Below are 18,638 nucleotides of genomic sequence, written 5' to 3' on the forward strand. Positions count from 1 at the left end.
GGGAGCGCCCGGCCGTGCTGCGTCGGGAGCGCCCGCCGGGCCGCGTCCGCAGCGCCCCGCCCTCGACCCGCCGGGAGGCCCGGTCCGCGTCAGGCGCGCGCCTCGCCTCCGGCGGACCCCGCGTCCACGGCCTCGCGCCGTGATGCGCGCACCCGCACCACCAGGTCCCCCACCGCGAGCACCAGCGCGAGCGCGATCAGCGACACCGTGAACGTCGTGCCGCTCCGGAACGCCTCGTGGTACGCGTCCAACCGCGCAGCAGACCCGACGGACCCGGACCCCGACCCGGACGCCGCCGTCGACCCGCGCACGATCCCGTAGAAGATGCTCGTCACCACCGCCGTCCCGATCGCGGTGCCGACCCGCTGCCCGAGCTGCTGCATCGACCCGGCGACCCCGGACTGCTCCACCGGGATCTCCGCGAGTGTCAGCGTCTGGTTCGGCGACACCACGAACCCGCCGCCGAGCCCGCCGACCAGGAACGCGCCCGCCATCGCCCACGGGGTGACGTCCGGCGTGGTCAGGGTCGCGGCGAGCATGAGCAGCACGAAGCCGACGACCACCATGAACAGCCCGAACACGACGAGGGCCCGCCCGACGCGGTTCACGATCCGCCCGCCGACGTAGGCGCCGACGGCACTCGTCGCCGCGAACGGGATGCTCACCATGCCTGCGAAGAGCGGCGCGAGCCCGAGGCCCTCCTGCAGGTACAGGGTGACCATGAGGAACGAGGCCGGCAGCGCCGCGAAGTAGACCGCGACGATCGCGAGCCCGTTCCGGTAGGACGACAGCCGGAACAGCTCGAAGTGCACCACCGGGGACTTCCCGTGCCGCTTGTACCGCATCTCCCACAGCACGAAGAGCACCAGGAACACCGCGAAGGCGACGAGCCACAGCCACCGGGCGCCGGAGTCCCCCGCACCGGTGGTGAGCACGAACGGCAGCATCAGGGTGACGATCGCGGCGCCGAGCAGCAGGATGCCGACGATGTCGAGTTCGCGGTCGGCCGCCGGGCGCTGCGATCCCTTCGGCAGGAGCTTCAGTGCGAACAGCAGCGCCGCGATGCCGAGGGGCACGTTCATCCAGAACAGCAGCCGCCACCCGTCCTGCTCGCCGCCGATCGCGATGAGCCCGCCGCCGATCGTCGGACCCAGCGCGGTGGAGATGCCGATCATCGCGCCGAACAGCCCGAAGGCACGACCGCGCTCGGCACCGCGGAACAGCTGCTGGACGAGCCCGATCACCTGCGGCATCTGCGTGCCGGCGGCGAACCCCTGCAGGATCCGCGTGACCATGAGCACCTCGATGGTCGGGGCGATCGCACAGAGGAGGCTCGCGGTGGTGAAGGCGACGAGCCCGGTGATGAACAGGGCACGCCGGCTCTTCAGGTCCCCCAGCCGCCCGGCGGGCACGAGTGCGAGCCCGAACGCCAGGGCGTACCCCGCGACGATGAGCTGCAGGGACGAGCTCGTCGCGTCGAGGGAGCGTTCGATCGACGGCAGGCCCACGTTGACCTTCGAGAGGTCGAGGATCGTCAGTGCGGCGACCGCCACGCAGACCCCGAAGGCCCGCCAGCGCGTCCGGTCGTCGGGGAGGTCGTCGGTTACCCCACCGGTTCTACCCGGACCACGCCGGGCGCGGCCGAGCAGCAGGGGACACGGGTGTACCCCGTTTCCGTACCACGAAGTACTCGCCAACACCAATCGTGACCCCCCGCGCGGGGGGTCACACCCCCCGTACTGGGGTGATGAAGCGTCACATCCGATTGCGCGGACTGGCTCATCCGACCCGCGCCTGGGTTATCGTCGCTGTCAGACGGCAGGTCAGGTGGCGTCTCGGGATCCCTAGTCCCGATGCAGATCCGGCCGGTCGTGTTCGTCGAAACCCTAACCCGAGGGGTGATACAGACGATGACATCATCGTTCCCGAGCGAGATCGAGTGCACCCTCACTCGACCGCATTCCAACCACGAATCCTCCGGCGCTCCCCTGATGAGCGCTTCACGATCGATCAGTCGTGCGGCCAACCCCCGCACCCTCGTCCGATCCGCCTCCGTGCGCCCCGCCGTCCAGTCCGTCTCAGGACCCGGAGGCCGGTGAGTCCGCATGGAACTCACCGGTCGACGTTCTGAGGTCGACCGGATCGCGACCCTCGCAGTGCTCCCTCGGGAGTCCGCGATGGTCGTCGTCGGCGACCCTGGCTCCGGACGCTCCAGCGTCCTCGACGCGGTCTCGCACCGCGTCTCCATCCCCGTCGTCCGGCTCGGCGTCAACGGCTCTGAAGCCCGTTGGCCGATGTCGGGAGTGACCTCCCTGTTCACCGCCCTCGACGACCCCCGGGCCTCGGCGCACATCGCGCGCCTGGTCCGGAACGTCGACGAGGGCCTCGCCGCAGCGCACGACTTCCTCGACGCCGTGCACGCGCTGACGCTCCCGCCGACGCTCGTGCTCATCGACGACCTGGACCGCATGGACGCCGAGAGCCAAGAGCTCATCGCGTTCCTCGCGGGACGGCTCGCCGGCACGGCACTCCGCCTCGTGGCCACGGTCCGCCGTGTCCCCGCCGGCGGTCCGCTGGCGTCGCTGCCCATCCTGCGGCTCGAACCGCTGCAGCCGGACGAAGCACTCGTGCTCGCCCGGGACATGGCACCCGAAGAGGCGAACGACGGCGTCCTCGCCGTCCTCGCCGAGGAGACCGGCGGCAACCCCGGTGCCCTCCGCGAGCAGATCGGCGCACTCCGCCGTGAACAGCTCGTCGGCACCGAGCCGATCGTCGTGCCCCTGCGACCGACCCCGACGACCTCCGCAGCCGCGGAGCTCGTCCTCGAAGCCGCTGCGGGACGCGATCTGGACGTCCTCGCCCGGCTGGCCCTCGTCCCGACGGCGCGCGTCGCCGGCTGGGACCGTGACGCGATCGACGACCTCGTGGGCGCCGGCCTCGCCACGGTCCGCGGGCAGTCGATCTCCGTCCGTGACCCGCTCGTCCGCTCCGCGCTGTACTGGAGCATGCCCGCACGGGACCGCCGCGAGGCGCACACCGAGCTGGCGGCGAGCGCCGCTGCCCACGACGACCGTTCGGCCGCGTGGCACGCGAGCTTCGTCGACGACGTCCCCGACGCCGCCGCGCTGCTCCGCGCCGCTCGTTCCTACGCCGTCGACGGCGACTCGCACGCCGCCGTCGCCCTGACCGAACGTGCCCTGCACATCGGGACGGGATCGGAAGCGGAGCACGTCGCCCTGCTGGGTGTCGCCGAGGTCCTCCTCGGACACCGGCTCCTCGGTTTCGCGGCGCGCTACCTCGCGGCGATCAAGCCGTTCAAGGAGCTCGCGGACGAGGTGCGGCGGCTCCGGCTGCAGTACTCCGTCCAGTACCTCAGCGGCGACGCGGTCCACGCGGACGAGCTGATGGTGCCGATCGACACCGACGACGACAGCGAGGCGGACTCGCTCGCCGGGCTCCTGGCCATGGTCGCGTCCTTCCGGGCGGAGGCGTGGGAGCTCGACCAGGCCCGCGACCTGCTTCACCGGGCCGAGCTCTTCGAAGCCCGTGGCTCCGCACACACCGTGGAGATCCTCGGCACGGCGCGTGACCTCGTGTCCGCGGTCGACGGCACCCTGCCGCCGGACGCGGAGCTGCACGACGGACTCGCGGCGCAGAAGCTCCTCGCGATGTCCGACCCCGCACTGCTGCTCCTCGCCCACGCGCTGAGCCTCGCCGAGCGCTACCGCAGCGCCCGCCGGGTCTTCGCGCTCGTCCTGGCCCGCGCCACGGACACCGCGCCGGTGTGGCTCGAGGCCGCCCGCTACCTGTCCGCCGAGAACGAGGTGCGCTCCGGGAACTTCCGGCAGGCGCTCCGCGCGATCGACGTGTGGGAGGCCGGCTCGGCCGTCGTCGAACGGCTCCGCGAACCGTCGCGGGCGATCGCCGTCGCGTGGCGGCACTTCGCCGAGGGCCGGTCCGCCGACGCCCTCGACGTCGTCGACCACTGCCTGCGGCAGCGTTCCACGAACCGGCTGTGGGGAGCGACGGCGAAGCTGTACGCCCTCCGTGGTCGCGTGCTGCTCCTCGACGGTCGTCTCGAGGAGGCGGCTGCGTCCCTCGAGGCCGCCGACGCCATCGGTCGCAGCCTCCGGAACCCGGCGGTGCTCCGGCACCTCGGGGACCTGGTGGAGGCGTACTCCCGGCTCGGCCGGACCGACGACGCGCGGAACATCACCGCGCGGCTCGCGGCCGACCACCACGCCCGGCCGTCCCGCTGGGGTGCGCTGGTCCTCGCGAGGAGCCTCGCGCTCATCGCGGACGACACCACGAGGGACACCTCGCGGCGTCGTGCACTGGAGATCTTCCAGCCCGCGGACTCGCAGTTCGAGCGTGCTCGCACCTTCGCGGCACTCGCCGCGATCGGTGTCCCGGCGGACCGTGCCCGGCTCGGTGCCGCGGCCGCGGCGGCGTACGAGGCCGCCGGTCTCCGACGTCCGCTCGCGACGCCGGCCCCGACCGTCGCGATGCCGTCGTTCGGTGGCACCGGCATCGGTTCCGGTCCGTTCACGGGCGGTGTGCGCTCCGGCGCGCTGCTGTCCGCGACGACCCCGATGACGCCGGGGACCCCGCGGAGCGCTCCGGACGCAGCGGCGGTGCTCACCTCGCTGACGGCGGAGGAGCGTGCGGTGGTGCAGAAGGTGACCGAGGGGTACCGCAACCGCGAGATCGCCTCGTCGCTCTACATGTCCCAGCGGACGGTGGAGCTGCGGCTCACGCAGATCTACCGGAAGGTCGGGGCGCGCTCGCGGTCCCACCTGGTCGCGCTGCTCACCTGATCGAGGACACGCGTCACCCCGGACGGGAGGCACGGTGCCAGCTGGCACCGTGCCTCCCGTTCGTCGTCTGCCCACGGTGCGGGCCGTTGCGCGACTCCGCACGCCACCGCGCGGTCTCGCACGGTGCGCGCGAAGAACCGCAACAAGCGTCGCGGAGCGTTGTCGGAGGGCGGCCCGGCCGGTGATGCTCGTTCTTGCACCGACCGCCGCGTCTCCCCGGAGGCCAGCCCACGGTACCCCGATCGGTACCCGAACCGTCGGCCCACGTACGCCGACGTCCGTCCTCGCCTGATCCGAGGACGGGCGCCGGTACGGGCCACGGCCCCGATCGCGTGGCAGACCCGAGCGGCGGTCGGTGCCGACCCCGCTCCCCCACCGCCTGCTTCCCACCCGAAGGGACTCCCGATGTGCGGCATCATCGCGGCCCGCGTCTCCGACGACGCGACCCCGTACCTGCTCGACGGCCTCGAACGGCTCGAGTACCGCGGCTACGACTCCGCGGGCATCGCCGTGCGGACGGCCTCCGGCTCCTTCGAGACCATCCGGTCCGTGTCACGGGTGGGTGACCTCCGGACGCTCGTCGCAGCGCGTTCCGGCGATGCCCTCACCGGCACCGGCATCGGCCACACCCGCTGGGCCACGCACGGTGGCGTCTCGGAGCGGAACGCCCACCCGCACCTGGACTGCACCGGCCGGATCAGCGTCGTGCACAACGGGATCATCGAGAACGCCGAGCGACTGCGCACGATGCTCGAGGCGCAGGGACACGTGTTCCGCTCGGACGTCGACTCCGAGGTCATCACGCACCTCGTCGAGCGCGCCCTCGCCGTGGACCAGGACCTGATGCTCGCGGTGCAGATCGCGGCGGCACAGCTCGAGGGGTCGTGGGCGATCGTCGTCCTCGACTCCCGCAGCGGCCGGATGGTCGTCGCCGCCGAGCGTTCGCCGCTCGTCGTCGCCCGGGCTCCCCGCGGGGACTTCGTGGCGAGCGACATCGGCGCGATCGCCGAGTGGTGCGAGACGTTCGTGGCGCTCCGCGACGGTGACGTCGTCGAGCTCGGCGAGTCCTGGAACTGGTCCTCCGCCGGGGTGTCCGTCCCGGTGCCGTTCCCGACGCCCTCGCCGTTCGCGGCCGCGGCGCTCGAGCTCGGCGACCACCCGGACCACATGGCGAAGGAGATCGAGGAGCAGCCCGCCGTCGTCGCCGAGATCGTCGAGCGCATCGCCGCCCGCACCGCCGACGGCAGCATGTGGGTCGGCCTCGGGCTCCCCGGGTTCCACCGGCTCGCGATCGTGGCGTGCGGCACCTCGCTGAACGCCGGGCAGGTCATCGCGACCGCGCTCCGGGGCATCGGCGGCGTCCCCACCGACATCGTCGTCGCCAGCGAGGCGGACCAGGCGGTCCTCGGCCCCGGCACCCTGGTCATCGCGATCAGCCAGTCCGGCGAGACCGCCGACGTGCTCCGCGCCCTCGACCGCTTCGGGGACGCGCACCCCGTCCTCGCGCTGACGAACAACGTGCACTCCTCGCTCGCCCGCCGCGCCGATGCGGTGCTCGACTGCCAGGCCGGCCCCGAGATCGGCGTCGCCGCGACGAAGACCTTCACCGCGCAGGTCGTCGTCGGCGTCGCGGCGATGATCGCGGCGCTCGTCGTCTCCGGGCGGATCTCCCCCGCCGAGGCCGCGGTCCACGTCACCGCGCTCCGCGAACTGCCCGCGCGCATCGAGCACGCCGGACGCGTCGCCGCCGACCGCATCCCGCTGCTGGTGTCGAGCGTCCGCGAGGCGACCGGGTTCCTGTTCCTCGGGCGGGGCGTCGGACTGCCGTACGCCGCCGAGGGGGCACTCAAGCTCAAGGAGCTCAGCTACCGGTGGGCCGAGGCCTACCCGTCCGGCGAGCTCAAGCACGGCCCGCTGGCGCTCGTCGACGAGGGCACCCCCGTCGTCGTCATCGACCACGGCGAGCACCGGCTGCAGGCCGCGATCGCCGAGGTCCGTGCCCGCGGCGGCTTCGTCATCACGATCGGTGGGCACGGCTCGGACATCCCCGCGCTCGGGGAGACCGGACCGTGGGGTCCGCTCGAGGCCGTCGTGCCGCTCCAGATGCTCGCCCGCGAACTCGCGCTGCAGCTCGGCTGCGACGTCGACAAGCCGAGGAACCTCGCGAAGTCGGTGACGGTCGAATAGCGAGGCAGCCGCGCATGAACCGTCTGACGGTGTTCCTCACCGTCCTCACCGTGGTGGCCGTCCTGGTGACGCTGGTGGTCATCCTGGTGCTCCCCTCGGTGCTCTCCTAGCCGCATCTGCCACAGTTGCGGACGATGTCCTCCGCCTCGCTGATCTCGTCGGTCCCACTGGTCTCGTCGGTCCCGCTGGTGTCGTCCGCTTCGCTGGTGTTCGTCGCGATCCTGGTCGGTGCCGTGCTCCCGTTCGTCCCCGTGGTCGGACGGGTCGCCCGGATCGCCGCGACGATCGCGCACGAGGTGGGGCACTGCATCGTCGTCGTGCCCTTCGGCGGGCGGATCCGCCGCATCGACCTCCGCCCGGACGGCTCCGGTGAGGCCTGGGTGCAGCTCGGCGGTGTCCCCGGCGCGATCCGGTGGCTCGTCCGGGTGCTCAACCTCTACGCCGGGTACAGCGCGCCGCTCTGGGCCGGCGCGCTGCTGCTCACCGGGGTGCTGCACGGGTCGCGATGGCTCCCGGTCGTGGTGCTCGGCGTGATCGGGCTGGTCGCGCTCGTGTTCGTGCGGAACTGGTTCGGGCTGCTGGTCGTCGTCGGCTTCGACGCGCTGGCGCTCTGGGTGGCGCTGCGGCCGTCCGAGGCGACGGTGCTCGTCGTCGCCGCGGTCGGTGCGCTGTTCGTCGTGGACGGGCTGCGGTCGGTGGTGCAGGTCGCGCGCTGGCTCCTCACCGGCGCTCGGGTGCAGACGGACTTCCACATCGCGGCCGCCGAGATGCGGCTGCCCGCCGGGCTCTGGTTCGTGCTGTTCGTCCTGGTGAACGGCGTCGCTGTCTGGCTCGCGCGGGATCCCCTGCTCGAGGTCTGGGACACGATCGCCGCCGGCGTCCGCGCGCTCGTCTGATGCGCGTCGACTCCGTCGCGTCCGAGCTCCGGGCTGCACCCGCCGGCGGGCTCCGAGACCGGTACCTGGCGTTCGTCGGGGAGCACGGGGACGCCGCGCTGTGGCGAGCTGGCGGCTCCGAGCACCTCACGGCGTCGTGCTTCGTGTTCTCGCCAGACCTGGCGCACGTGCTGCTCTGCCACCACCGCAAGGGCGGGTTCTGGGTGCAGTTCGGCGGACACCTCGAGCAGGACGACCCCTCGCTCGCCGCGAGCGCCCGCCGCGAAGCACGCGAGGAGTCCGGCATCCCCGACCTCGAACTCTCGTCATACCGCATCGTCGACCTCGACCGCCACGACCTGCACGGTGGATTCTCCTGTGCTGCACATTGGGACGTCGGTTTCGTCGCGGTCGTCCCACGCGACACCGCGACCACGGTCAGCGACGAGAGCGACGACGTCCGGTGGTTCCCCGTCGACGCCCTCCCCGACGCGCTGCCCGACGGCTTCGCTCGGCGGCTCGAGGGCGTCCTGTCGGCGGTCCGGGACGGGGTGCACTGACCCGAACGGGCACCGCACGCCGCTGGTCGTCCGCCGACCGCCGCCCGCCGGTTTACGTTCCGGTTCCTGGCCGTGACCGATCCGGTTCACGATTCCCGGGGATCGTGAACCGGATCGGTCACCGCGCAGAAGGAACCTGGGGTGCCGTGCCGTGCCGTGCCGTGCCGTGCCGCGCCGCGCCGTGCCGCGCCGTGCCAGGTCGGCGCCGTCGAACACCGTCCCACCGGGATGCCACGGCCGCCCCCATCCCGTCGTAACCGGGGGCCGCAATGGAGTATCCGCGGAGCGAGGCCTGCGAGAGTACGGACAACAGATCATCGGAGGAATGCCATGTCGAACGACGACCACGGTTTCGCGACCGAGCAGGTGCACGGCGGGTTCGTTCCCGACGCCGGTCACGGTGCGAGGGTGCCCGCGATCCACATGTCGTCCGGCTTCCTCTTCGACGACTTCGACCAGGCGCGCGACCGCTTCGCCGGAACCGACGACGGCTACACGTACACCCGTCTCGGCAACCCCACGAACGGCGACGTCGAACGCCGCATCGCCCTGCTCGAACGCGGCTCCGAGTCGATCCTGGTGTCGAGCGGGCAGGCCGCGGCGACGGTGGCGTTCCTCGGGCTGCTGCAGGCCGGCGACCACGTCGTCAGCGCCCAGAGCATCTACGAGGGCACCCGCGGGCTGCTCCTCCAGAACCTCGGCCGGCTCGGCATCGAGGTGGACTTCGTCGCCGACGCGCGGGACCTCGACGCATGGGCGGCGGCGGTCCGTCCGAACACGAAGGCCTTCTTCGCGGAGACGATCCCGAACCCGAAGAACGACGTGCTCGACATCACCGGCGTCGCGGAGACCGCGCACCGGGCGGGTGTCCCGCTCATCGTGGACAACACCCTCGCGACGCCGTACCTGGTCCGCCCGATCGAGCACGGCGCCGACGTCGTCGTGCACTCCGCGTCGAAGTTCCTCAGCGGCCACGGCTCCGGCCTCGGCGGCGTGGTCGTCGACGGCGGCACGTTCGACTGGTCCGCCTCGCCGGAGCGCTGGACGCACCTGACGAACCCCGAGCGGTCCCTCGGCGGACAGAGCTACGTGGAGAAGTACGGCAACCGCGCGTACATCGTCTTCGCGCGTGACGTCATCAGCTCCCGCATCGGCCCGACGCCGTCCCCGTTCAACGCGTTCCTGCTCCGCCAGGGCATCGAGACCCTGAGCCTGCGGGTGGAGCGGCACAGCGCGAACGCGCTGGCCATCGCCGAGTGGCTGGACCAGCAGCCCGAGGTGACGAGCGTCGACCACGCGGGTCTGGCCTCCAGTCCGTACCACGACCTGGCGGAGCGGTACCTGCCCCGGGGAGCCGGGTCCGTGTTCGCGTTCACGCTCGCCGGCGGTGAGCCGGCCGCACGCGACTTCATCAACGCGGTGCAGCTGTTCAGCCGGATGACGCACCTGGGTGACGTCCGGTCGCTCATCCTGCACCCGGCGACGACGACGCACGCCGGCCGCACGCCGGAGGAACGGGCCGCGCAGGGCATCGACGACGGCCTGATCCGTCTGTCGGTCGGCATCGAGGACGTCGCGGACCTGCTCCGCGACCTGGAACGCGGGTTCGCCGCGGTGCGTGGGGAAACCGGTCCGGAGGCTCGGCTCGGCTCCGGGACGGAGCTCGAGTCCATGGGACACACGGTCCCGGAGCGTCACGTGATCGCGGAGGAGATCTGACGATGGCGGACCTGCAGCACTTCGGGTACTTCTTCTCGCGCGGGTTCGGCCCGCAGGCGTGGGGGCGGTCCGACTGGGACTGGGGCCACGACTGGACGAAGCCGGACCTGTACCAGCAGTCCGTGCGGGCGCTGGAGCAGGCCGGGATGGACCTGGTCATCGCGGAGGACGCGATCTCGCTCGGGAACCCGTCGACGCTCGACCTGCGCATCCGGCAGGCGTACGGCGGCCCGAAGCACGACCCGCTGCTGCTCGCCCCGTACCTGTTCGCCGCGACCTCGCACATCGGGATCGCGCCGACCGTGAACGCGGGGATCACCCCGCCGTACCTCGCCGCACGGCAGTTCGCCACGCTCGCGCACCTGTCGTCGGAGCGCCTCGGCATCAACGTCGTGACCGACGTCGGGAGCGCCCGGCACGCCGGCCTGCCGCCGCTCCCCCACGACCAGGCGTACGACCGCGCCGAGGAGTGGATCACCCTGCTCCGCCGGTTCTGGCACTCCTGGGGGTCCGACGGGTACGTCGGGTCACGCCCCGACTGGCACTTCGCGGACGGGCACGAGCTCGACGCGTTCCACCACGAGGGCGCGTACTTCACCGCCGACGGGCCGCTCAACGCGCTGCCGCTCGACTCCGATCCGATCGTCGTCTCCCCCGGCGGCTCCGGCCGCGGACTCGGGTTCGCCGGGACCCATTCGGACGTCCAGCTCGCGCTGGCGCCGCTGTCGGCGTCCGCGGTGTCGGACTACCGGGCGCGCGTGCTGTCGGCCGCTGCGGACGCCGGGCGCTCCCCGGACGAGCTCCGCATCCTGTTCGTCCTGAAGCCGGAGATCGCGGTGTCCCCGGAGGAGGCCGATCGCATCGTGGAAGCCTCCCTGCACCCGTCCGACGACGACCTCCGCACCGCCGCCATCGCGTGGTCGAGCGACTCCGAGACCGACCTGCTGGCGCTCGACCTCGACGCCCCGATCCCCGCGGGGACCTTCGGCGACCACGTCTCAGCGGGGACGATCCGGGGCCTCGTCGGTGACACACCGGACGCACCGCTCCGCGAGCTCCTGACGCGGAAGGCCCGCAAGGGGCGGGTGTCCTCCCGCTCGGGCTTCGTCGGGACCGCCGGGGAGTTCGCGGACTTCATCGAGGAGCTCGGCGCGGACGCGGACAACGACGGGATCATCTTCTCCGGCGACCTGCACCCGGCCCAGGTCCACCGGATGTTCGGCGACCTGGTACCGGTGCTGCGGCAGCGCGGACTCCTCCGGCGCGAGTACGGCGCCGGAGGGATCCGCGCGAACCTGTTCGACTTCTGACGGCGTCAGTGGCGGATCGGGTCCACCACCGAGGACTCCTCGGTGTCGCGGACGTCCTCGGCGGTGCGGAGGATCTCCTCACGCGGGGACGCCGAGTTGATCGCCCAGTAGTAGATGATCAGCGAGAAGACGGCGACCACGACGATGTCGATCCAGAGCGGGAACACCGGGTTCGTCAGCGGACCGAAGTCACTGAGGAACACGATCAGCCCCATGCCGACCAGGTAGGGCAGCAGCCACTGGGCCGCCTTCCAGTCCCACCGCGGCCGGACGCTCGAAGCACCGCGGAACACGTTGTTGAGGATGATCACCGCGGCGCCGATCAGGATCGCGACGCCGAGCTTCCAGTCGGTGTCCCACCCGGTCCAGAGGATGATGAGGTTCGCGACGATGAACGCGATCGGTGAGAGCACCGTCGCCGCGGGCATCCGGTACGGACGCTCGATCTCGGGGATCCGCTTCCGGAACGCCCCGAGTGCGAGCGGCGCCCCGGCGTACATGAGCACCGACGCGCTCGTGATGAGGCTGACGAGCCCCTGCCACGACGGGAACGGCGCGAAGCAGGCGCACCCGACGACGAACGCCGTGATGAGACCGACCCACGGCACGCCCTGCTTGGTCGTCCACTCGAACGCCTTCGGGAAGTAGCCGTTGCGGCTGAGGCCGTAGGAGATGCGCGACGTCGCCGTGACGTAGATCAGGCCGGTGCCTGCCGGCGAGATGATCGCGTCGATGAAGATGATCACGGCCAGCCAGGTGATGCCCGCCGCCATCGCGATGTCCGCGAAGGGACCCGTGTACTTCGTGAAGTCCGCGGTCGCCCACGAGCCCTGGATCACCTCGGGTCGCAGCACGCCGAGGAACACGACCTGCAGCAGCAGGTAGATCACGAGGCCGATGAGCACCGACCCGATGACCGCGCGCGGGATGTCGCGCTTCGGGTTCTTGGCCTCGCCGGCGAGCTGGTCCGCCTGCTCGAAGCCGAGGAACGCGAAGATGATGCCCGACGTCGACACCGCCGCGAGGATGCCCTTCGCGCCCTCGGGCATGAAGCCGTCCGCCGCCGTGAAGTTCGAGCCGTGGAAGCCGCTGAACGCCAGGACGATGATGACGAGCAGCGGGATCGCGACCTTCCACCACGTGGCGGCAGAGTTCGTGTTCGCGAGGATCTTCACGCTGAGCAGGTTGATCACGGTGACGACCGCCATCAGCAACACCGCCACCGCTATGCCCGCGCCCGTCAGCAGCTGCTGCGTCTCGCCGTCCACCGTCGTGGTGTGCAGCCAGGGGTGCGCGAACTGCCAGTGCTGTGCGTACTTGATCATGGCCTCCACCTCGATCGGGGCGACCGTGACCGACTGCAGCCACGAGAACCAGCCGAACGAGGCTCCGGCGACGCCGCCGAAGGCGATGTGGGGGAACCGCGCTGTTCCGCCCGCGATCGGGAACATGCCGCCGAGTTCGGCGTGCACGAGTGCGAGGACGAGGATCGCGACCCCGCCGATGAGCCACGAGATGATCGCCGCGGGGCCGGCGGTCTTGAGGGCTTCCTGCGAGCCGAAGAGCCAGCCGGAACCGATGATGGATCCGGTCGAGGCCCAGATGAGGCCGATGAAGCCGACGTTGCGCTTCAGCCCGGAATCGGGCAGCGCCTGCGAGGTGGATGTAGCCACAGTTGCTCCTGTCGAGATGAACCACGGCCCCTTTGCAGGGGTCGTGGTCATCGACTCTGGCACTGTGCGGCGTTCTCGGACGATTTGTTAACGAGGTGGAAACAAATGCCCTGTATAAGCACTCAGGCTAGGACTTCTTGGACTTCTTCTTGTCGCTCTTCTTGTCGGCCTTCTTCTTGTCGGACTTCTTGTCGCTCTTCTTGTCGGCCTTCTTCTTGTCGGACTTCTTCTTGTCGGCCTTCTTGCCGTCGTCCTTCTTCTTGCCGCTGTCCTGCTGCTTCGACTTCGGGCTCGGTGCGGGCGCGGGCGCTGGCGCTGGCACCGGCTCGGCCCCTGGCTCGTCCGGCGCATCCACGCCGTCCACCGGCTCGACGACGATCGCCGCACCGGTGTCCGCGAGGACGTCGACCGGCTGCTCGGTGAGCTCCGACGCCAACGCGTCCTCCACCCGCTCGACGGTGAGCTCGGCGGCGTCCTCGGCGAGGCGGACGAGGGCGGACGCGGCGCGGAGCCGGGTCGTGCTCTTCCGCGCCAGCACATCGGCCCGAGCGCCTTCGAGGAACGCGCGGAGCGAGCGCTCGACGGCCGATCGGCCCCGGGGCGCGGAACGGTCGAGGCGGTCGAGTTCGCCGGCGACCCCGGACACGTCGTCCTCGACGTGCTCGTGCCGGACGGACTCGATGAGTGCGGCGACGGCAGCGGCAGCGCGCTCGACGGCGGCGCTCCGCTGGTCGAGGACGACGAGCATCTCGAAGGTCGAGCCGTACGAGACGGTCTCGAGCCGGACCGGTTCGGCGCCCCTCCCCCGGATCACGAGGCGGGCATCGGGCGTCGGCAGCCAGGCGGTGAGCGCAGCGACCGTGGCGACGGACCCCACGATGCGCTCGTACTCGGCCAGGCCGACTCGTTCCTGCTCTCGCAGCCGGACACGGATCGCGATCTCCTGCACGACGGGACCTTCCACTCACGGGCGCCGGCGTGTTCCTGCGCCTGGTGCGGAGCGTAGTCCTGCCGGGTGAACCGGAGGGGCGACCACGGTGTGACAGCGGCTGCGTCGCTACGGCGTTGGTGGAGATGGGGGGAATCGAACCCCCGTCCATCGCTGCAATTCGACGTCTTCTACGGGCGTATCCGGATGATTCGTTCTGCTCGGCCCCGTCCTTTGCTACCGGCTTCTAGGACGACGGGCCCAGTCTCAGTGCAAGTCCCGCACGGCCCTGAGGCGCAACCGTGCAGCAAGCCCCCTGGATGACGCCGGAACTCAGGTTAGGAGACGATCACCTGGCCGACGGACTTCATGTGCTGGGCTGCTTACGCAGCGAGAGCGAAGTCAGTGCGCTTGGAATTGGCACTTGTTGTTTTCCACGGATCGTTCACGAGATAACCGTGGGTCCTCGGCCCGCTTCCCGTCGGCACACAGGCGATGTCGAAACCGATCATCCCCGTACGGGCCGAACAGCGAGCCGCTGTCACACTGTGGAGTTTTCAAGGCCTGCTTCCGCAGGCAGCTGTTCAGTCTACCGAACGAACTGGGCGTCCGCTAGTCGCCGAGGCGGTTCTTGGTGCGCATGGCCCGCTCGGCCTCGCGCTTGTCGGTCTTCTCACGGAGGGCCTGGCGCTTGTCGAACTCGCGCTTGCCCTTCGCGACCGCGATCTCCACCTTGGCCCGGCCGTCGTGGAAGTAGATCTGCAGCGGGACGAGCGTGTACCCGCCCTGCTGGGTCTTGTGCGAGATCTTCACGATCTCCTGCTTGTGGAGGAGCAGCTTCCGCTTGCGCCGAGGTGCGTGGTTGTTCCACGTGCCCTCGGTGTACTCGGGGATGTGCACGGCGTCGAGCCAGGCTTCCCCGGCGTCGACGAAGGCGTACCCGTCGACGAGCGATGCCCGGCCTTCGCGGAGGGACTTCACCTCGGTGCCGGAGAGCACCATGCCCGCCTCGTACGTGTCCTCGATGAGGTAGTCGTGGCGCGCACGACGGTTCGTCGCCACGATCTTCTCGCCGCGTTCCTTCGCCATGCGCGTCTCCTCTCGCTGGTCCGCTGCCGGTGTGCAGCCCTACAGCCTACTGAACAACCGCGGCCCGCCGCACCTTCCCGGCGCGGCGCGGCCCCGGGACGGCGCGGCGGGGCCCCGGGACGGCGCGGCGCGGCGTCAGACCTTGAGGTACCGGCGGATCGCGATCGACGCGGACACCGCAGCGAGGATCACACCGATGACGATCACGGCCGGCACCACGATCGCGGCGTCGCTCATCCCGATGAACGCCGTGCCGGTGAACCGCTTCGTCAGGTAGTTCCGGACGAAGAACCAGACCACCGCGGTGATCGCGCCGCCGGCAAGGACTGCTCCGATTGCCGCGGCGATCACCCCCTCGAGCACGAAGGGTGTCTGGATGAACCGGTTCGACGCGCCCACCAGTCGCATGATCCCGAGTTCGCGCCGTCGACTGAACGCGGACAACCGGATCGTCGTGGCGATGAGCAGCACGGCCGCGATGAGCATCAGCGCCGCGATGCCGATCGCCGTGTAGGAGGACGCGTTCAGCAGGTTGAAGATCGGCTGCAGGTACCCGCGTTGGTCCACGACGCTCTGCACGCCGGCGACCTTCGACAGGCTCTCCTGCAGCACGTCCGCCTGCGACGGGTTCTTCAGGTTCACCCAGTACGTCTCGTTGAGGTACTCGGGCTTGACGAACTCCGTGGCCGGCGAGTCCTTGAACTGCTGCTTGAAGCGGGTGTACGCCTGCTGCTGGTCCTCGTAGTACGTCTTCTCGATGTACGGCGCGAGCGTGGAGCCCTTGAGCTGCTCCTCGACCTGCTCGCGCTGGTCGTCGGTGGCCTTCGCCCCCGTGCAGTTGCCGGTGGTGTCGGTGTCGGTGCACAGGTACACGGCGACCTGCGCCCGGTCGTACCAGTACCCCTTCATCTGGTTGATCTGCATCTGGAGCAGGATCGCGGTGCCCACGAAGGTGAGCGAGATGAAGGTGACCAGGACGACCGAGACGACCATCGAGGCGTTCCGCCGGAGGCCGGAACCGACCTCGGACATGACGAGCCCGAGCCTCATCGGATGAGCCCCGGGATGGTCTGGATGCCGGTCGTGTTCGAGACGCCGGCCTGCTGGATGGTCGGCAGCGCCTGGGTCTGGTACCCGCCGGACTGCTCGTCGCGGAGGACGACGCCCCCGGAGAGCTCGATCACCCGGCGCTGCATCTGGTTGACGATGCTGGCGTCGTGCGTCGCCATGAGCACGGTGGTGCCTCCCTGGTTGATGCGTTCGAGGAGCGCCATGATGCCCGCCGACGTGGTCGGGTCGAGGTTGCCGGTGGGCTCGTCGGCGAGGAGCACCGACGGCTTGTTGACGACGGCGCGGGCGATCGCCACGCGCTGCTGCTCACCACCGGAGAGTTCGTGCGGCATGCGGGTGGCCTTGCCGTTCAGGCCGACGAGCTTCAGCACGTCGGTGACGGCTTCGCTGATGAAGCCCTTGCTCTTGCCGATCACCTGCAGCGAGAACGCGACGTTGTCGAAGACGTTCTTGTTCGGCAGCAGCCGGAAGTCCTGGAAGACCACGCCGAGGTTCCGTCGGAAGTACGGCACCTTCCGCGAGGACAGGGCACCGAGGCGCTGACCGAGCACGTGGATCTGGCCGCGCGTCGGCTTCTCCTCCTTGAGCACGAGGCGCAGGAAGCTCGACTTCCCGGAGCCGGACGCGCCGACGAGGAAGACGAACTCGCCCTTGAGGATCTCGAGGGTGATGTTGTCGAGCGCGGGACTCGGGTTGCCCGAGTACAGCTTGGTGACCTGGTCGAATTTGATCATGACCGGATCAGGGTAGGTCGCCCCGCTTGGAAAGCAAGCGAGGCGCGCGGCTCACGTCCGTCAGCGGCCGCGCTCAGGACTCCACCGACTGCTTCCGCCAGCGGATGCCGGCGTTGATGAACCCGTCGAGGTCGCCGTCGAACACCGCTGAGGGGTTGTTCACCTCGTGCTCGCTCCGGAGGTCCTTGACCATCTGGTACGGCGCGAGGACGTACGAGCGGATCTGGTCGCCCCAGCTCGCCGTGATGTTGCCGGCGAGCTCCTTCTTCTTCGCGTTCTCCTCTTCCTTCTTCAGGAGCAGGAGGCGCGACTGCAGCACGCGCATGGCGGCCGCACGGTTCTGGATCTGCGACTTCTCGTTCTGCATCGAGACGACGGTGCCCGTCGGCAGGTGGGTCAGGCGGACCGCGGAGTCCGTCGTGTTGACGGACTGTCCGCCGGGGCCCGACGAGCGGAACACGTCGACGCGGATGTCGTTCTCCGGGATGTCGATGACGGCGGTCTCCGGCATGAGCGGGATGACCTCGACCGCGGCGAAGGACGTCTGGCGCTTGCCGGCGGCACCGAACGGCGACATCCGGACGAGGCGGTGCGTGCCGGCCTCCACCGAGAGCGTGCCGAAGGCGTGCGGCGCGTCGACCTCGAACGTGGCGGACTTGATGCCCGCTTCTTCCGCGTAGGAGGTGTCCATCACGGTGGTCTTGTAGCCGTGCTGTTCCGCGTACCGCAGGTACATGCGCATCAGCATCTCGGCGAAGTCCGCGGCGTCGACACCACCGGCACCGGCGCGGATCGTGATGACGGCGGGGCGGTCGTCGTACTCGCCGTCGAGGAGCGTCTGCACCTCGAGGTCACCCATGGTCTTGGTGATGGCCTTGAGCTCGGCGGCCGCTTCGTCGGCGGAGTCCTGGTCGTCGCCCTCGTTCGCCATCTCGATCAGCACTTCGAGGTCGTCGATGCGCTGCTCGGTGTCGGTGATCTTCTTCAGCTCCGACTGCCGGTGCGAGAGCGCGCTCGTCACCTGCTGCGCGTGCTCGACGTCGTCCCAGAGGTCCTGGGCCCCGGCCTGCTCGCTGAGGTCGGCGATCTCGCGCTGCAGGCGGTCGACGTCGACCACCGAGCGGATGTTGCCGAAGGTCTCTCGGAGGGCGGAGATCTGCTCGGTGAAGTCCAGTTCGACCATGGTCAGCGAGTCTACCGGCGCGCGCGGGACACGGACGACGGCCTGGAGGCCCGGTGCGGGCCCGCCCCGCCGGTCGCGGTGGTCCTCCCCCACACTCCGGCACGACCTACGCTTGACGGATGCTCTCCCGACGCGACGCCGCCGTTCGACTCGACATCCCCATCGAGATGGCGACGCACCACGGGATCCCCTCGCGACTCAGCGAAGCCGAACTCGACGCCATCGAGCAGGACCCGCCGGCCTGGCTCGTGCAGTCCCGGGCCAACCGCACGGGCGCCAAGAAGGTCTGGGTGCACCTCGTGTGCGCGGTCTGCGGGTACGACGAGACGGCGCGGCCGAAGAAGTGGTGGCCGGACTGGGACCACCTGGTCTGCGACTACCACGCGCCGTACCAGGCGCCCGAACCCACCGCCGGGTACGTCCGGCGTGAGGTCGAGGGCATCGGCAGCCGGTTCGTCGCCCTCGTCGACGAGAAGCCCTAGTCGACGAGAA

General features: G+C 70.4%; 14 protein-coding genes and 1 other RNA gene. 7 read left to right on the forward strand and 8 right to left on the reverse strand.

Annotated elements, in window-relative coordinates:
- Positions 1–89: 89 nt before the first annotated feature.
- Positions 90–1,553, reverse strand: coding sequence for an MFS transporter (locus EDF55_RS04490; protein ID WP_260235805.1), 1,464 nt, complete (start codon positions 1,551–1,553; stop codon positions 90–92).
- A gap of 552 nt (positions 1,554–2,105) precedes the next feature.
- Here EDF55_RS04490 and EDF55_RS04495 point away from each other — a divergent pair.
- From EDF55_RS04495 to EDF55_RS04520, 6 genes are all read left to right on the forward strand, one after another.
- A complete protein-coding gene (locus EDF55_RS04495; RefSeq protein ID WP_123653677.1) occupies positions 2,106–4,817 on the forward strand; it encodes a LuxR family transcriptional regulator in 2,712 nt (903 codons plus the stop codon).
- Between the two features lie 405 nt (positions 4,818–5,222).
- Positions 5,223–7,004, forward strand: a complete 1,782-nt coding sequence (gene glmS / locus EDF55_RS04500) for a glutamine--fructose-6-phosphate transaminase (isomerizing) (RefSeq protein WP_123653678.1) — start codon at positions 5,223–5,225, stop codon at positions 7,002–7,004.
- A gap of 134 nt (positions 7,005–7,138) precedes the next feature.
- Positions 7,139–7,900, forward strand: coding sequence for a M50 family metallopeptidase (locus EDF55_RS04505; protein ID WP_123653679.1), 762 nt, complete (start codon positions 7,139–7,141; stop codon positions 7,898–7,900).
- Complete coding sequence (locus EDF55_RS04510) at positions 7,900–8,439, forward strand: NUDIX hydrolase (protein WP_123653680.1); 540 nt, start codon at positions 7,900–7,902, stop codon at positions 8,437–8,439. Before EDF55_RS04505 ends, EDF55_RS04510 begins: the two co-directional genes overlap by 1 nt.
- A gap of 330 nt (positions 8,440–8,769) precedes the next feature.
- Entirely contained in the window at positions 8,770–10,158 is a 1,389-nt protein-coding gene (locus tag EDF55_RS04515) for an O-acetylhomoserine aminocarboxypropyltransferase/cysteine synthase family protein (protein ID WP_260235806.1), read from the forward strand.
- 2 nt (positions 10,159–10,160) lie between these two features.
- Positions 10,161–11,468, forward strand: coding sequence for an LLM class flavin-dependent oxidoreductase (locus EDF55_RS04520; RefSeq protein ID WP_123653681.1), 1,308 nt, complete (start codon positions 10,161–10,163; stop codon positions 11,466–11,468).
- 5 nt (positions 11,469–11,473) lie between these two features.
- Here EDF55_RS04520 and EDF55_RS04525 read toward each other — a convergent pair whose 3' ends face one another.
- The 7 genes from EDF55_RS04525 to prfB form a co-directional block, all read right to left on the reverse strand.
- Positions 11,474–13,141, reverse strand: coding sequence for an APC family permease (locus EDF55_RS04525; RefSeq protein WP_207909643.1), 1,668 nt, complete (start codon positions 13,139–13,141; stop codon positions 11,474–11,476).
- Between the two features lie 127 nt (positions 13,142–13,268).
- Positions 13,269–14,090, reverse strand: coding sequence for a hypothetical protein (locus EDF55_RS04530; protein WP_123653683.1), 822 nt, complete (start codon positions 14,088–14,090; stop codon positions 13,269–13,271).
- Between the two features lie 117 nt (positions 14,091–14,207).
- Positions 14,208–14,585: a transfer-messenger RNA gene (ssrA, locus tag EDF55_RS04535) on the reverse strand.
- A 96-nt stretch (positions 14,586–14,681) separates the two neighbouring features.
- The gene (smpB, locus tag EDF55_RS04540; RefSeq protein WP_123653684.1) at positions 14,682–15,158 is read right to left on the reverse strand and encodes an SsrA-binding protein SmpB; all 477 of its coding nucleotides are present in this window, start codon (positions 15,156–15,158) and stop codon (positions 14,682–14,684) included.
- A 135-nt stretch (positions 15,159–15,293) separates the two neighbouring features.
- The gene (gene ftsX, locus EDF55_RS04545) at positions 15,294–16,208 is read right to left on the reverse strand and encodes a permease-like cell division protein FtsX (RefSeq protein WP_123653685.1); all 915 of its coding nucleotides are present in this window, start codon (positions 16,206–16,208) and stop codon (positions 15,294–15,296) included.
- Positions 16,205–16,963: a cell division ATP-binding protein FtsE gene (gene ftsE / locus EDF55_RS04550; protein WP_123653686.1), complete on the reverse strand. Its 759-nt coding sequence runs from the start codon at positions 16,961–16,963 to the stop codon at positions 16,205–16,207. The genes ftsX and ftsE overlap by 4 nt, the downstream gene beginning before the upstream one ends.
- A gap of 73 nt (positions 16,964–17,036) precedes the next feature.
- A complete protein-coding gene (gene prfB / locus EDF55_RS04555; RefSeq protein WP_123653687.1) occupies positions 17,037–18,146 on the reverse strand; it encodes a peptide chain release factor 2 in 1,110 nt (369 codons plus the stop codon).
- Positions 18,147–18,265: 119 nt separating this feature from the next.
- On the opposite strand from prfB, the gene EDF55_RS04560 reads away from it, so the two are divergent.
- Positions 18,266–18,628, forward strand: a complete 363-nt coding sequence (locus EDF55_RS04560; protein WP_123653688.1) for a hypothetical protein — start codon at positions 18,266–18,268, stop codon at positions 18,626–18,628.
- Positions 18,629–18,638: the final 10 nt, after the last annotated feature.

The organism is Curtobacterium sp. ZW137 (assembly GCF_003762905.1).
Classification (GTDB): Bacteria; Actinomycetota; Actinomycetes; order Actinomycetales; family Microbacteriaceae; genus Curtobacterium.